Origin of the sequence: Belnapia sp. F-4-1, assembly GCF_000802185.1 — a bacterium.
Lineage (GTDB): Bacteria > Pseudomonadota > Alphaproteobacteria > Acetobacterales > Acetobacteraceae > Belnapia.
Genome location: NZ_KN676113.1, coordinates 4,844,028 through 4,859,026, shown reverse-complemented (window position 1 = coordinate 4,859,026; position 14,999 = coordinate 4,844,028). Strand labels below are relative to the sequence as shown.

The following is a 14,999-nucleotide window of genomic DNA, read 5'->3' as shown; positions in this document are numbered from 1 at the left end:
GAACCTGAGAGTTTGATCCTGGCTCAGAGCGAACGCTGGCGGAATGCTTAACACATGCAAGTCGCACGGGGGCTTCGGCTCTAGTGGCGGACGGGTGAGTAACGCGTAGGAACGTGTCTTGGGGTGGGGGATAACGCTGGGAAACTGGCGCTAATACCGCATATCTGCTGTGGCAGAAAGCCTTCGGGTGCCTTGAGAGCGGCCTGCGTCCGATTAGCTTGTTGGTGGGGTAATGGCTTACCAAGGCGACGATCGGTAGCTGGTCTGAGAGGACGATCAGCCACACTGGGACTGAGACACGGCCCAGACTCCTACGGGAGGCAGCAGTGGGGAATATTGGACAATGGGCGAAAGCCTGATCCAGCAATTCCGCGTGGGTGAAGAAGGTCTTCGGATTGTAAAGCCCTTTCGACAGGGACGATGATGACGGTACCTGTAGAAGAAGCCCCGGCTAACTTCGTGCCAGCAGCCGCGGTAATACGAAGGGGGCTAGCGTTGCTCGGAATTACTGGGCGTAAAGGGCGCGTAGGCGGCGGTGTTAGTCAGGCGTGAAATTCCTGGGCTCAACCTGGGGACTGCGCTTGATACGGCATTGCTTGAGGATGGAAGAGGCTCGCGGAATTCCCAGTGTAGAGGTGAAATTCGTAGATATTGGGAAGAACACCGGTGGCGAAGGCGGCGAGCTGGTCCATTACTGACGCTGAGGCGCGACAGCGTGGGGAGCAAACAGGATTAGATACCCTGGTAGTCCACGCCGTAAACGATGTGCGCTGGATGTTGGGTGGCCTAGCCACTCAGTGTCGTAGCTAACGCGGTAAGCGCACCGCCTGGGGAGTACGGCCGCAAGGTTGAAACTCAAAGGAATTGACGGGGGCCCGCACAAGCGGTGGAGCATGTGGTTTAATTCGAAGCAACGCGCAGAACCTTACCAGCCCTTGACATGGGCAGGATCGGCGCAGAGATGCGCTTTCCCCGCAAGGGGCCTGCTGCACAGGTGCTGCATGGCTGTCGTCAGCTCGTGTCGTGAGATGTTGGGTTAAGTCCCGCAACGAGCGCAACCCTCGCCTTTAGTTGCCATCAGGTTAGGCTGGGCACTCTAGAGGAACTGCCGGTGACAAGCCGGAGGAAGGTGGGGATGACGTCAAGTCCTCATGGCCCTTATGGGCTGGGCTACACACGTGCTACAATGGCGGTGACAGAGGGAGGCCAGATGGCGACATCGAGCCGATCCCGAAAAGCCGTCTCAGTTCGGATTGCACTCTGCAACTCGGGTGCATGAAGGTGGAATCGCTAGTAATCGCGGATCAGCACGCCGCGGTGAATACGTTCCCGGGCCTTGTACACACCGCCCGTCACACCATGGGAGTTGGTTCTACCTTAAGCAGGTGCGGCAACCGCAAGGGGCTAGCTTGCCACGGTAGGGTCAGTGACTGGGGTGAAGTCGTAACAAGGTAGCCGTAGGGGAACCTGCGGCTGGATCACCTCCTTTCAAGGATGGCGCTGTGGGGTAGGGGCCTTGGCCTCTGGCTGCAGACCTCCGCGATATGACTAAACACGGACCAAGGCCTTGCCTGGTTCTGGCCGCCCCGGATGGGGTGGCTGGTGATCGGGCGCCTGTCCTGGTCGAGCCCAACGTTCGCCATCCATCCTCGGGCCCGGATTGGCCTGAGTGAGTGCGCATCATCCTGTTGATCTGTCGTTATGGCCTTGGCTGGGCGATGGCCGTTCCGGCCTCGGCATTGCCGAGGTTTGGGGCCAGTAGCTCAGTTGGTTAGAGCACACGCTTGATAAGCGTGGGGTCGGAGGTTCAAGTCCTCCCTGGCCCATTTTCCCTGTTGAAGACTACGGGGGCATAGCTCAGCTGGTAGAGCACCTGCTTTGCAAGCAGGGGGTCACCGGTTCGAATCCGGTTGCCTCCATGTCTGCGCAGGTTGGCCTGGCGGCAGAAAGAGATCCTCGCCTGACCTTCTTGGTCGGGTTGAGTTGCGTGCTTCCAAAGCCGCCACATGGCGAGCCCCTTGGGGCTGGCCCGGTGGATTGTTCTTTTGACATTTGAAGATGGAATGGTTGGTTAGTTGATTGGTTGAGTGTGTGTTTTGCGCTGGCCTGGTTTTGGGTTTTGCGCGTGGGGCGCGGTTTGGTCCTGCGTGCGGGCTGAGGCTTGGGTTGGTGGAGAAAGAGAAGGGCGTTCGGTGGATGCCTTGGCGCCAAGAGGCGATGAAGGACGTGGCACGCTGCGAAAAGCTGCGGGGAGATGCGAGCGATCGTTGATCCGCAGATATCCGAATGGGGAAACCCCTCCTTTATGGAGATCGTGGGCTGAATACATAGGCTTACGAGGCGAACCTGGGGAACTGAAACATCTCAGTACCTGGAGGAAAAGACATCAACGGAGATTCCGCGAGTAGTGGCGAGCGAAAGCGGAGCAGGCCAGTGGTTCATGTGTGTTAAGCCGAAGCGTCTGGAAAGGCGCGCCAGAGTGGGTGATAGCCCCGTAGGTGTATGGCACGCATGGATCCTTGAGTAGGGCGGGGCACGTGAAACCCTGTCTGAACATGGGGGGACCACCCTCCAAGCCTAAATACTCCTTGGCGACCGATAGTGCACAAGTACCGTGAGGGAAAGGTGAAAAGCACCCCGATGAGGGGAGTGAAAGAGACCTGAAACCGAGCGCCTACAAGCAGTCGGAGCCCGCAAGGGTGACGGCGTACCTTTTGTATAATGGGTCCGCGAGTTTCTGTTGGCAGCGAGCTTAAGCCGTGAGGTGAAGGCGGAGCGAAAGCGAGTCCGAACAGGGCGTCCAGTTGCCGGCAGAAGACCCGAAACCGAGTGATCTAGCCATGGCCAGGCTGAAGGTGCGGTAACACGCACTGGAGGGCCGAACCCACGCCTGTTGAAAAAGTCGGGGATGAGCTGTGGCTAGGGGTGAAAGGCCAATCAAACTCGGAAATAGCTGGTTCTCCGCGAAATCTATTGAGGTAGATCGTCGTTCGATTACCGCCGGAGGTAGAGCACCGGAAGGGCTAGGGGGGCCCAAAGCCCTACCAAACCCTACCGAACTCCGAATGCCGGCGAGTACAGGGCGGCAGACAGACAGTGGGTGCTAAGGTCCATTGTCGAGAGGGAAACAGCCCAGACCACCAGCTAAGGCCCCCAAATGATGGCTAAGTGGGAAAGCATGTAGGACGGCCATAACAACCAGGAGGTTGGCTTAGAAGCAGCCATCCTTTAAAGAAAGCGTAATAGCTCACTGGTCTAATAGCTGTCCCGCGGCGAAAATGTAACGGGGCTCAAGCCATCTGCCGAAGCTGTGGATGCTCGAAAGAGCGTGGTAGCGGAGCGTTCCCTAAGCCTGTGAAGCGGTACCTGCGAGGGGCCGTGGAGGTATGGGAAGTGCGAATGCGGACATGAGTAGCGACAAGGAGAGTGAGAAACTCTCCCGCCGAAAGTCCAAGGGTTCCTGCGCAAGGCTAATCCGCGCAGGGTGAGCCGGCCCCTAAGGCGAGGGCGACAGCCGTAGCCGATGGAAACAGGGTGAACATTCCCTGGCCCGCCAGATGTGACAGCCGTGAAGTTCTGTATGCCCTTACTGGATTGGGTATGCAGCTGGATCGGCTCGGGAAATAGCACTGGCATTACGGACCGTACCCTAAACCGACACAGGTGGACTGGTAGAGCATACCAAGGCGCTTGAGAGAACCATGCTGAAGGAACTAGGCAAATTGCTCGCGTAACTTCGGGATAAGCGAGACCCTACTTTGGGCAACCAGGGTGGGGTGACACAAACCAGGGGGTGGCGACTGTTTAGTAAAAACACAGGGCTCTGCGAAATCGAGAGATGACGTATAGGGTCTGACGCCTGCCCGGTGCCGGAAGGTCAAGGGGAGATGTGCAAGCATCGAACCGAAGCCCCGGTAAACGGCGGCCGTAACTATAACGGTCCTAAGGTAGCGAAATTCCTTGTCGGGTAAGTTCCGACCTGCACGAATGGCGTAACGACCTCCCCACTGTCTCCAGCATGGGCTCAGCGAAATTGAATTCCCCGTGAAGATGCGGGGTACCCGCGGTCAGACGGAAAGACCCTATGAACCTTTACTGCAACTTCGCAGTGGCGCCAGGAAGGGACTGTGTAGGATAGGTGGGAGGCTTTGAAGCCGGGGCGCTAGCCTTGGTGGAGCCAACCTTGAAATACCACCCTGTGCCTTTCTGGCGTCTAACTGAGCCCGGTTATCCCGGGCCAGGACCCTGCGTGGTGGGCAGTTTGACTGGGGCGGTCGCCTCCCAAATGGTAACGGAGGCGCGCGATGGTGGGCTCAAGCCGGTCGGACATCGGCTGTTGAGTGCAAAGGCACAAGCCCGCCTGACTGTGAGCGCGACAGCGCGAACAGAGACGAAAGTCGGCCTTAGTGATCCGGTGGTCCCGCGTGGAAGGGCCATCGCTCAACGGATAAAAGGTACTCTAGGGATAACAGGCTGATCTCCCCCAAGAGTCCACATCGACGGGGAGGTTTGGCACCTCGATGTCGGCTCATCGCATCCCGGGGCTGGAGCAGGTCCCAAGGGTTCGGCTGTTCGCCGATTAAAGCGGTACGTGAGCTGGGTTTAGAACGTCGTGAGACAGTTCGGTCCCTATCTGCCGTGGGTGTAGGAGACTTGCGAGGATCTGTCCCTAGTACGAGAGGACCGGGATGGACGCACCTCTGGTGTACCAGTTGTTCCGCCAGGAGCATCGCTGGGTAGCTAAGTACGGACGGGATAACTGCTGAAGGCATCTAAGCAGGAAACCCCCCTCCAAACGAGGTCTCCCTCGAGGGCCGTGATAGACCATCACGTCGATAGGCCGCAGGTGGAAGTGCAGCAATGCATGCAGCCGAGCGGTCCTAATCGCCCGATAGATCTCCACCACACCAACACCACAGCAGCCGTCCCCCTCAACAAGGGACAGCACCGCACGCAGCACCAAGCCGCGCACACACCACACTCAACCCAACACCCCATAACCAACCATCCCATCTCCCACATCCAGGATCCTGTTCGGTGGCCCGGTGGTCATCGCGGGGATGATACACCCGATCCCATCCCGAACTCGGACGTGAAACACCCCAGCGCCCATGGTACTGCAGCTCAAGCTGCGGGAGAGTCGGTCGCCGCCGGGCCACCCAACAGGATCCTCGATACTAACCATTCCACCGCGGGGTGGAGCAGCCCGGTAGCTCGTCAGGCTCATAACCTGAAGGTCACAGGTTCAAATCCTGTCCCCGCATCCCATAACCCCCAGCACATCCGTGACTGGGGGTTTTTTGCGCCCAAAACACAATCATTCAGCCAGAAAAAACGGCAGTTGCCTCCTCTGCTCTGGCAGTGGGCTGTTCTTCGAGCACGCGCCAGACACCGCCGATCAGCACTTCGCTCGGCCGGAAGCGGCTTTTATAGGACATCTTCTGGCTCTCGGGGACCCAGTAGCCGAGATAGACGAAGGGCAGGCCGAGCGCCTGCGCCCGTGCGACAAGCCAAAGGATGGCCCAACTGCCGAGAGAACGGCGATTAGCAGCCGGGTCGTAGAAAGAATAGACGGCGGAAAGCCCGTCCGAGAGCCAATCGGTTAAGCAGGCGCCAACCAACTGGTCCTTTGAGTCACGGAACTCGACCATTCCTGTCGTGATCGGAGTATCCTCGACCATGGCACGATAGTCGTAGAACCCCATCGCGGCCATGTCCCCTTCTCCATGACGCGCCTGTTGGTAGCGCTGGAAGAGGGCAAACTGCTCCGCCGTAGCCCGTGCCGGCATCTCGAAGCCGGCGATGTCGCCGTTGATCTTCTGGAGTTTGCGCTGGGCCCGATTGGGTTCGAACTGCTCAACGAGGATGCGGATCGGAATACAGGCCGAACAGCCAGGACAGACCGGGGAATAAGCGATGTTGTGGCTGCGGCGGAAGCCGGCGCGCGAAAGCCGGTCATGCAGCGCCTCCGCATCCGGGCCGGTCAATTCAGTCACGATCTTCCGTTCCGTCCGGCCTGCCAGATAGGGGCAGGGAAGCGGCGCGGTCGTGTAGAAGAATTGCGGACGTCGGTTAGGGCGGTGCAGCATCGCTGCCGCTAGTCTCTGCGCCTGTGGCGAAGGAATCAACCGCAAGCCTTCGGGAATTGGTGGACGATTTGTCAGGGCAACAGTCGAATCCGCAACGGTGTGCCCGAGGCCGTTTTTTCAAGCCGGATCATGCGTCCATCACGCCAGTCGGGCAACAGGTCGCTCCACTTCGGCGAGAGCGGATGGCCCGACTGCCCGGTAGCGGTGATAACCAGCGTCGAATCGGGGTTCGCCAAGTCCGCGACCAGCCGCAGGCCGGCGCCATGGACATGCTGCCAAGCTTCAGTCCCGCCTCCGCCGCGCAGCCCGCCGCGGGAGACCGTCCATTCATCCCCGCCGGTCGCGGCATCCAGTCTGACCAGACGACCGAGGCCAGGAATGGCACGGAAGAGCGGGTGTTCGAATACCGCTTGGTGGACAGCGCCCCAACGCCATCGCGCCGGATTCTCGCCCTGACTAGTACGCAACTCGGCGACCGATTCGGCGAGAGCTCGTGCAGCCAAGGCCGGGCAGTTGCCGTCGCACCAGGCCGCGCCCCGGTTGTCGGAGGAAAGGACGAAGCTCAGGAAGGCCGCAGGCGCCCCGCCCGCACCTTCCGGCACGCCGCCCGCTGCCAGTGCCAGCTGCCCGACCCGCTTCAGCCAGGCATTGAAGATCAAGGGCTCCGGCCGATCGGCGGTGACATCGCCATCCCATCCGAGCAGCAGCGCCTGCGCCTGGCCCACGGCATCCTCGGCCACGGGCAGGCTGCGCAGCAGCGAGTCGGGGCCAGTTAGCGAAAGGGCGAAGGGCGAGACCATGTCGCGCTGCATGGCTGCGAAGCCCGCCGCGTCGTGCCGCGGCCGCGCCGCAAGCAGCATGCCGATCCGCCGGAAGCGCCAATCGGCGATCCAGTCCGCACCAAGGAAGACCGGATGATCGGGCGGCGCCACACGGTTGTTGGCATTGGCCAGCATCCCACTTGGCGGGTCGAGCACATGCGGCAGGGCGTCGAAGGAGGCCCAGCCGAGCCAGTCATGTCCCCCGTCCCAGCCGGGGATGGGCACGGTGCCATCCCCTGCTTTCCGCAACGGCGTTCGTCCGGTCAGCAACATGCCGATGCCGCCGCCCGCATCGGCCGCCATCAGGTTCTGCGAAGGACTCGTGATGAGCGCCGCCGCCCCATGCGCCTCGGCGACCGAGCCGGCACGGTTCAATGCCTGCAGCCCGGTTGCTGCGGTATCGCCGGCGGCAAGGTTGGCGGCCGCGAGGGCGAGGACCGTGCCATCGCTGCGCGGCGTCTCGTCGAGGTCCGAGATGACCGGCCCGTGCCGTGTCTCCCGCACCCGCACGATCTCCGGCGCGGCGCCGCGCACGGCGATGCGCTCCTCGATGACGGTGAAGGGACGGGGCCCTGCCGGCGTTTCATAGGCATCCGGTCCAGCGAGGCGCTCGATGAAAAGGTCCTGGGTATCGGAATGGGTGGTGGTGAACCCCCAGGCCAACTGCGCATTGCGCCCGATCACCAGGAAGGGGACACCGGGCGAGGTGGCGCCGGCCAGCATCCGCCCATCCGCTAGGTCGATCCGTGCCAGGTACCAAAGGATCGGCGCCTGGAAGCCGAGATGCGGGTCCGAGGCCAGCAGCGGCGCGCCTGACGCGGAATGGCGTCCGGCGACCGTCCAAGCATTGCTCGCCGAGCCGGGAAGGGTGCCCGGCTCCGGGAAGCGTGGCAGGGCGGCGGCGAGCCGGCCGAGCCAAGCCGGGTCGAGCGCGGCCTGCGGCTGGTCTGGCCGCCCGGCGCTCGCTTCGGCGGGAAAAAGCTCGCGCAGCCGCTCCGGCGGGAGAAGGCCGGCGAGCCGCGCCCGTTCCAGCTCGCCCCTCCAGTTGCCGGAGAGCCAGAGTCCCATCACCTTCCCCCAAAGCAGGCTATGCTCCGGTTGCCAGGGCTCCGGCGCGCCGAGTGCGAGGAATTCCGGCGCCGCGAAGCGGCCGCGGGCGCCGATCCAGGCGTTCACCCCGGCGGCATAGGCTTCCAGCACTGCGCGCGTCTCGGGCGATTGGGCGGCGAGGTCGGCCTCGGCGCGGCGGGCGAGGCCCAGGGTGCGGGTGAAGCGGTCGAGCCTGAGCGCCGGCGGGCCAAGCAACTCCGCGAGGCGGCCGGCGGCGCCGCGGCGCATCAGCTCCATCTGGAACATCCGGTCGCGCGCGTGCATCCAGCCGAGGGCCATCGCCGCATCCCGCTCATCCGCAGCAGCAATGCGGGGAATGCCGTGTGTGTCGAGCGTCACCTCCACCGGGCCACCGAGGCCGGCCAAGCGCAACTCGCCTTCCCCACTTGGCAGGCTCCACCAAAGGGCGCCGGCAAGGCCCGCGGCGCTTGCCAGCACCAGGGCGAGCAGCAGGAGGCCCAGGCGGCGGAGCCAGCGGAAGCGGGATGGAGGGCGGCGCGGCATGGCTGGGGGTATGGCCCGAACCGCCTTCGCTCGTCCATGCGGCGGGAATCCGAGCATCGAGCCTTGGAAAGCGCCATGGCCTGCGCTACACGCCCCAATCCGGCGCCGTCCTGGCTTCTACTTGGCCTTGGGCGGGCGTGGTGGAATTGGCAGACACGCCGGATTTAGGTTCCGGTGGCGCAAGCCTTGGGGGTTCAAATCCCTCCGCCCGCACCATCGGCGCCGCTGACAGCGTTTTGGGAAGAAAGTGACGACGATGCAGGTGACCGAGGTCGCGAATGACGGGCTGAAGCGGGCCTATACGGTATCGGTCCCGGCGGCCGATATCGCGGCCGAGCGCACGCGCCGGCTCGATGAGCTAGGCCGCGAGCTGCGCCTGCCCGGCTTCCGCCCCGGCAAGATCCCGGCGAGCGTGGTGAAGGCCCGCTACGGCCAGGCGGTGATGAGCGAAGTGCTGGAGCAGTCGGTCAACAAGGCGACCCAGCAGGTCGTGACCGATCGCGGCCTCCGCCCGGCGCTGCAGCCGAAGATCGAGCTGGTGAACTTCGCCGATGGCGCCGACCTGGAATTCAAGGTCGAGCTGGAGCTGCTGCCGGAAATCCCGATGCCCGACTTCGCTGGGATGGAGGTCGAGCGGCTGAAGGCCGAGCCCTCCGATGAGCAGGTGAACACGACGATCGAGACGATTGCCGCCCGTAACCGCAAGCTCGAGGACATCACCGAGGATCGCGGCGCGGCCAAGGGCGAGATCGCGGTCTGCGACTTCACCGGCACGCTGGACGGCGAGAGCGAGCCTTTCCCGGGCGGCAGCGCGACCGACATGCAGATCGAAGTGGCTGGCGCTGGCTTCATCCCCGGCTTCACCGAGCAGCTCGAAGGCATCAAGGCCGGCGAGACGCGGACGGTCAATGTCAGCTTCCCCGAGGAGTACGGGGCCAAGGAGCTGGCCGGCAAGGCGGCCGCCTTCACCGTGACCTGCAAGGGGCTGAAGGCGCCGGTGAATTCTCCGGTCGATGACGAGCTCGCCAAAAGCATGGGCTTCGAGGATCTGGCGAAGCTGCAGGAGGCCGTGCGCGGCTCGCTCCAGCAGGAATACGACAACCTCTCGCGCCTCAAGGTGAAGCGCTCGCTGCTCGACGGCCTGGCCGAGCGGGCCAGCTTCCCCGTGCCGGAGGGCATGGTGGAGGCCGAGTTCGCGCAGATCTGGCAGCGGGTCGAGGCCGACATGAAGGCCGGCCGGCTGGACGAGGACGACAAGGGCAAGGACGAGGAGGTGCTGAAGGCCGACTACCGGGCCATCGCTGAGCGCCGCATCCGCCTCGGCCTGCTCCTCTCCGAGATCGGCCGGACCAACAACATCTCGGTCACCGCCGACGAGCTGTCCCGGGCGATGCGGCAGGAAGCCGCCCGTTATCCGGGCCAGGAGCAGCAGGTGATGGAATTCTTCCGCAAGAACCCCCAGGCGGCCGAGAACCTGCGCTCGCCGATCTTCGAGGAGAAGGTGGTCGACTTCATGCTGGAGCTGGCCAAGGTCAGCGAGCGGAATGTGGCGCCGGACGAGCTTTCCGCTGCCGCAGCCGCGTAAATCTGATATACAAGTTTCACGGAACCGGATCGTGACCGGGTCGGACCCCCGCCATTCGGCGGGGCCTTCCGGCGCGGCCCTGGTTGCACCACATTAAGGGTTGCGAGCTAGGCTGGGCTCGCCTGCTTCCTGTCTGAAAGGCGTTATCATGCGGGACCGTGATCCTGTCGAGGTCTACAATAATACCCTGGTCCCAATGGTCGTGGAGCAGTCGGCCCGCGGCGAGCGTGCTTGGGACATCTATTCGCGCCTGCTGAAGGAGCGGATCATCTTCCTCACCGGCCCGGTTTTCGACCAGGTCTCCTCCTCGATCTGCGCCCAGCTCCTTTTCCTTGAGAGCGAGAATCCGAACAAGGACATCGCCTTCTACATCAACAGCCCGGGTGGCGTCGTCTCTGCCGGCCTCGCGATGTACGACACCATGCAGTATATCCGCGCCCCGGTCAGCACGGTCTGCATCGGCCAGGCGGCTTCCATGGGGTCGCTGCTGCTGACGGCCGGCGCCAAGGACAAGCGCTTCGCCCTGCCTAATAGCCGCATCATGGTGCACCAGCCCTCTGGCGGCGCCCAGGGCCAGGCAACCGACATCGAGATCCAGGCGCGCGAGATCCTGAAGCTGCGCCAGCGGCTGAACGAGATCTACGTGAAGCACACCGGCCAGCCGATCGAGGCGATCGAGCGGAAGCTGGAGCGCGACACGTACATGTCCGCCGAGGAAGCGCGTGACTTCGGCCTAGTCGACCAAGTGGTCGAGGTCCGGCCGGCAGCGCCCGGTGCCCCCGAGGCACCTAAGAGCTGAAGCAGGCGCGTTCCCGCGCTGGGCGGCAAGGACCGATTCGCCCGCGGCGTTCGGTCATGACGCCGCCCAGTGTGACGCCACAAAGCTTTTCCCCCGATGACAGGGGGGCTACAGTCCTATGGAAAGCCCCCGCTTCGGCCCGGGAGAGGGGGCGCGGCCAGCCGGTGGCCCGCGCAACGCGGGGGTTCCCCAGCCGGCCCTTTCAGGCGGAGTGCCCATGAGCAAGTCCGGCGACTCGAAGAATACACTTTACTGTTCGTTCTGCGGCAAGTCCCAGCACGAGGTCCGCAAGCTTATCGCCGGGCCCACCGTCTTCATCTGCGACGAATGCGTCGAACTCTGCATGGATATCATCCGTGAGGAGCACAAGACGCATCTGGTGAAGTCGCGGGACGGGGTGCCGACGCCCAAGGAGATCTGCAAGGTCCTCGATGATTACGTCATCGGCCAGGATCATGCGAAGAAGGTGCTCTCCGTTGCGGTGCACAACCACTACAAGCGGTTGGCGCATGGCGCGAAGAACAACGATGTCGAGATCGCCAAGTCGAACATCCTGCTGCTCGGCCCAACCGGTTCGGGCAAGACGTTGTTGGCCCAGACCCTTGCGCGGATCCTCGACGTCCCCTTCACCATGGCGGATGCGACGACCCTGACCGAGGCCGGCTATGTCGGCGAGGATGTCGAGAACATCATCCTCAAGCTGCTCCAGGCCGCGGATTACAACGTGGAGCGGGCGCAGCGCGGCATCGTCTATATCGACGAGGTCGACAAGATCAGCCGCAAGTCGGACAATCCCTCCATCACCCGTGACGTCTCGGGCGAGGGCGTACAGCAGGCGCTCCTGAAAATCATGGAGGGCACGGTCGCCTCCGTTCCGCCCCAGGGCGGCCGGAAGCATCCGCAGCAGGAATTCCTCCAGGTCGATACCGCGAACATCCTCTTCATCTGCGGCGGCGCCTTCGCCGGGTTGGAGCGGATCATCGGGGCTCGGGGCAAGGGCTCGGGCATCGGCTTCGGCGCCGAGGTCCGCTCGCCGGATGACCGCCGCACCGGCGCCGTCCTGCGCGAGGTGGAGCCGGAGGACCTGCTGAAATTTGGGCTGATCCCGGAATTCATTGGCCGTCTGCCGGTCATCGCCACGCTCGAGGATCTCGACGAGAAGGCGCTGATCGAGATCCTGACCAAGCCGAAGAACGCCATCGTCAAGCAGTACCAGCGCCTGTTCGAGATGGAGGGGACCAAGCTCACCTTCACCGAGGATGCGCTGCGTTCCGTAGCGACGCGGGCGATCCAGCGGAAGACGGGTGCCCGCGGGCTCCGCTCCATCATGGAGCAGATCCTGCTCAGCACCATGTTCGACCTGCCGGGCCTCGACGATGTCGACGAGGTGGTGGTGAACCGGGAAGTGGCCGAGAGCCGGGCCAGCCCGCTCTTCATCTATGGCGAGCGGGCCGCCGAGCAGAGCTCGGCCTGAGGCCCGGTGCCGGCCGGATGCGGGGGTTAGCCCCCGCCATCCGGCCTATCGGGCTTGCGGTGGGGTGTCCGGCGGACCATCTGCATGACATCCCCGTGGCGCCGCGGGTCACGCCGCCAACCAGCCGATGCTGGGGGTGACCCGTGGGCCGACTGTCCTTCAGTGAGGTCCATAATGGCGGATAAGTCCCCAGAATTGTTGCGCGGCGAATTGCTGCCTGTCCTGCCCCTGCGGGACATCGTGGTGTTCCCGCATATGATCGTGCCGCTGTTCGTCGGCCGCGAGAAATCCGTCCGCGCGCTGGAAGCGGTGATGCGGGAGGATAAGCAGATCCTCCTTGTCGCGCAGAAGAATGCCGCGCAGGACGATCCGGAGGCCGAGGATCTCTACAATGTCGGCACCGTCTCGACGGTACTGCAGCTCCTGAAGCTGCCGGACGGCACGGTGAAGGTGCTGGTCGAGGGCGGCAAGCGCGCCCAGATCACCGGCTTCAAGGAAACCAAGACCCATTTCGAGGCCTATGCCGCGCCGCTCGCCGAATCGCCGGCCGAGCCGCCGGAGACGGAGGCGCTGGCGCGCACCGTGGTTGGGCAGTTCGAGCAGTACATCAAGCTCAACAAGAAGATCGCGCCCGAGGTCTTGGTCTCGATCAACCAGATCGACGACCCGGCGAAGCTCGCCGATACCGTTGCCAGCCACCTGTCGCTGAAGATTCCGGAGAAGCAGGAACTGCTTGAGACCGCCGGCACCGCTGCGCGGCTGGAGCGGGTCTTCGGCCATATGGAGAGCGAGATCGGCGTTCTTCAGGTCGAGAAGCGCATCCGCAACCGCGTCAAGCGGCAGATGGAGAAGACGCAGCGCGAGTACTACCTGAACGAGCAGCTGAAGGCGATCCAGAAGGAGCTGGGCGAGGGCGAGGACGGCAAGGACGAGGTCGCCGAACTCGAGGCCCGCATCAAGGCCACCGCCTTTACCAAGGAAGCGCGCGAGAAGGCGATGGCGGAGCTGAAGAAGCTCCGCACCATGTCGGCGATGAGTGCCGAGGCGACGGTGGTGCGCAACTACCTCGACTGGATGCTCTCGATTCCCTGGAAGAAGAAGTCCCGGGTGCGGCGCGACATCGTCGCGGCCGAGAAGGTGCTCGATGCCGATCACTACGGGCTCGAGAAGGTGAAGGAGCGGATTATCGAGTATCTGGCGGTGCAGTCGCGCTCGCCGAAAATCCGTGGCCCGATCCTCTGCCTCGTCGGTCCGCCCGGCGTCGGCAAGACCTCGCTCGGCAAGTCGATCGCCAAGGCCACCGGCCGCAACTTCGTCCGCATGTCGCTCGGCGGCGTGCGAGACGAGGCGGAGGTGCGCGGCCACCGGCGGACCTATATCGGCTCCATGCCGGGCAAGGTCATCCAGGGCATGAAGAAGGCGAAGACCTCCAACCCGCTCTTCCTGCTCGACGAGATCGACAAGCTCGGCGCCGACTGGCGCGGTGACCCCTCCTCGGCGCTGCTCGAGGTGCTGGACCCGGAGCAGAACGGGACTTTCGCCGACCACTACCTGGAGGTCGATTACGACCTGTCGGACGTGATGTTCGTGACGACCGCCAACAGCCTGCGCATGCCGCAGCCGCTGATGGACCGCATGGAGATCATCCGCATCCCTGGCTACACCGAGGATGAAAAGGTCGAGATTGCCCGCCGCCACCTGATCCCGAAGCAGTCCGAGGCCAACGGTCTGAAGCCGGGCGAGTGGTCCGTCTCCGAGGAGGCGCTGCGCGACCTGGTACGCTACTACACGCGTGAGGCCGGCGTGCGGAACCTGGAGCGCGAGGTGGGCGGGCTTGCCCGCAAGGCGGTGAAGGAGATCGTCTCGAAGAAGGCGAAGAAGGTCGCCGTCACCGCGAAGAACCTCGATAAATTCGCGGGCGTCCGGAAGTTCCGCTACGGCGAGGCCGAGGCGGAGGACATGGTGGGCGTCGTCACCGGCCTCGCCTGGACCGAGGTGGGCGGCGAGATCCTGACGATCGAGTCGGTCACGGTGCCGGGCAAGGGCAAGGTGCAGACCACCGGCAAGCTCGGCGACGTCATGCAGGAGAGCGTCTCGGCGGCCATGTCCTATGTCCGCTCGCGGGCGACCAGCTTTGGCCTCAAGCCGACGCTGTTCGACCGGCGCGACATCCATGTGCATGTGCCGGAGGGTGCGACGCCGAAGGACGGTCCGAGCGCGGGCATTGCCATGGCGACGAGCATCGTCTCCGTCCTCACCGGCATTCCCGTCCGCAAGGATGTGGCGATGACGGGCGAGATCACGCTGCGCGGCCGCGTGCTTCCGATTGGCGGGCTGAAGGAAAAGCTGCTGGCAGCGCTGCGCGCCGGCATCACCACCGTCTTCATCCCGAAGGACAACGAGAAGGATCTCGCCGACATCCCTGACAACGTGAAGAAGGGCATGACCATCAAGCCCGTCTCGCATGTCGACGAGGTGATCTCGACCGCGCTCGTGCGGAAGCCCGAGGCGATTTCCTGGGAAGAGCCGGCAGAGCCGCCGCCACGCGGCGCGGACGCGGATGGCAGCGTTCCTACGCTGCCGCACTGAGAACTGGGATGGCGCGGAAGGAGAGGCA

Annotated in this window: 6 protein-coding genes, 4 tRNA genes and 3 rRNA genes; 11 read left to right on the top strand and 2 right to left on the bottom strand. The window is 63.7% G+C overall.

The features are described from left to right. The 6 genes from LH62_RS22905 (at position 1) to LH62_RS22880 (ending at position 5,264) form a co-directional block, all read left to right on the top strand. Positions 1-1,489: ribosomal RNA gene (locus tag LH62_RS22905) — 16S ribosomal RNA — on the top strand. A gap of 263 nt (positions 1,490-1,752) precedes the next feature. Next, a tRNA-Ile gene (locus LH62_RS22900) sits at positions 1,753-1,826 on the top strand. 20 nt (positions 1,827-1,846) lie between these two features. Then, a tRNA-Ala gene (locus LH62_RS22895) sits at positions 1,847-1,919 on the top strand. A gap of 250 nt (positions 1,920-2,169) precedes the next feature. Then, a 23S ribosomal RNA gene (locus LH62_RS22890) occupies positions 2,170-4,905 on the top strand. Between the two features lie 136 nt (positions 4,906-5,041). Beyond that, a 5S ribosomal RNA gene (gene rrf / locus LH62_RS22885) occupies positions 5,042-5,156 on the top strand. The 16S, 23S and 5S rRNA genes sit together here with 3 tRNA genes alongside, the layout of an rRNA operon. A 34-nt stretch (positions 5,157-5,190) precedes the next feature. Continuing rightward, positions 5,191-5,264 (top strand) — tRNA-Met (locus LH62_RS22880). A 57-nt stretch (positions 5,265-5,321) separates the two neighbouring features. On the opposite strand, the gene LH62_RS22875 is transcribed toward LH62_RS22880, so the two are convergent. Further along, positions 5,322-6,089 carry an arginyltransferase gene (locus tag LH62_RS22875; RefSeq protein WP_043364454.1) on the bottom strand — a complete coding sequence of 256 codons (768 nt, stop codon included), beginning with the start codon at positions 6,087-6,089 and terminating at the stop codon, positions 5,322-5,324. A 71-nt stretch (positions 6,090-6,160) separates the two neighbouring features. Continuing rightward, on the bottom strand, positions 6,161-8,524 hold the full coding sequence (locus tag LH62_RS22870; protein ID WP_043364453.1) for a penicillin acylase family protein: 2,364 nt from the start codon (positions 8,522-8,524) through the stop codon (positions 6,161-6,163). Positions 8,525-8,655: 131 nt separating this feature from the next. On the opposite strand from LH62_RS22870, the gene LH62_RS22865 reads away from it, so the two are divergent. The 5 genes from LH62_RS22865 to lon all read left to right on the top strand — a co-directional run bounded on the left by LH62_RS22865 (position 8,656) and on the right by lon (position 14,971). Next, positions 8,656-8,740 (top strand) — tRNA-Leu (locus tag LH62_RS22865). 40 nt (positions 8,741-8,780) lie between these two features. Next, the gene (gene tig, locus LH62_RS22860) at positions 8,781-10,109 is read left to right on the top strand and encodes a trigger factor (protein WP_043364452.1); all 1,329 of its coding nucleotides are present in this window, start codon (positions 8,781-8,783) and stop codon (positions 10,107-10,109) included. A 148-nt stretch (positions 10,110-10,257) separates the two neighbouring features. Further along, positions 10,258-10,908: an ATP-dependent Clp endopeptidase proteolytic subunit ClpP gene (gene clpP / locus LH62_RS22855; protein ID WP_043364451.1), complete on the top strand. Its 651-nt coding sequence runs from the start codon at positions 10,258-10,260 to the stop codon at positions 10,906-10,908. 217 nt (positions 10,909-11,125) lie between these two features. Then, positions 11,126-12,382 carry an ATP-dependent Clp protease ATP-binding subunit ClpX gene (gene clpX, locus LH62_RS22850; RefSeq protein WP_043364450.1) on the top strand — a complete coding sequence of 419 codons (1,257 nt, stop codon included), beginning with the start codon at positions 11,126-11,128 and terminating at the stop codon, positions 12,380-12,382. Between the two features lie 174 nt (positions 12,383-12,556). Continuing rightward, positions 12,557-14,971, top strand: a complete 2,415-nt coding sequence (lon, locus tag LH62_RS22845; RefSeq protein WP_043364448.1) for an endopeptidase La — start codon at positions 12,557-12,559, stop codon at positions 14,969-14,971. Positions 14,972-14,999 lie beyond the last annotated feature (28 nt).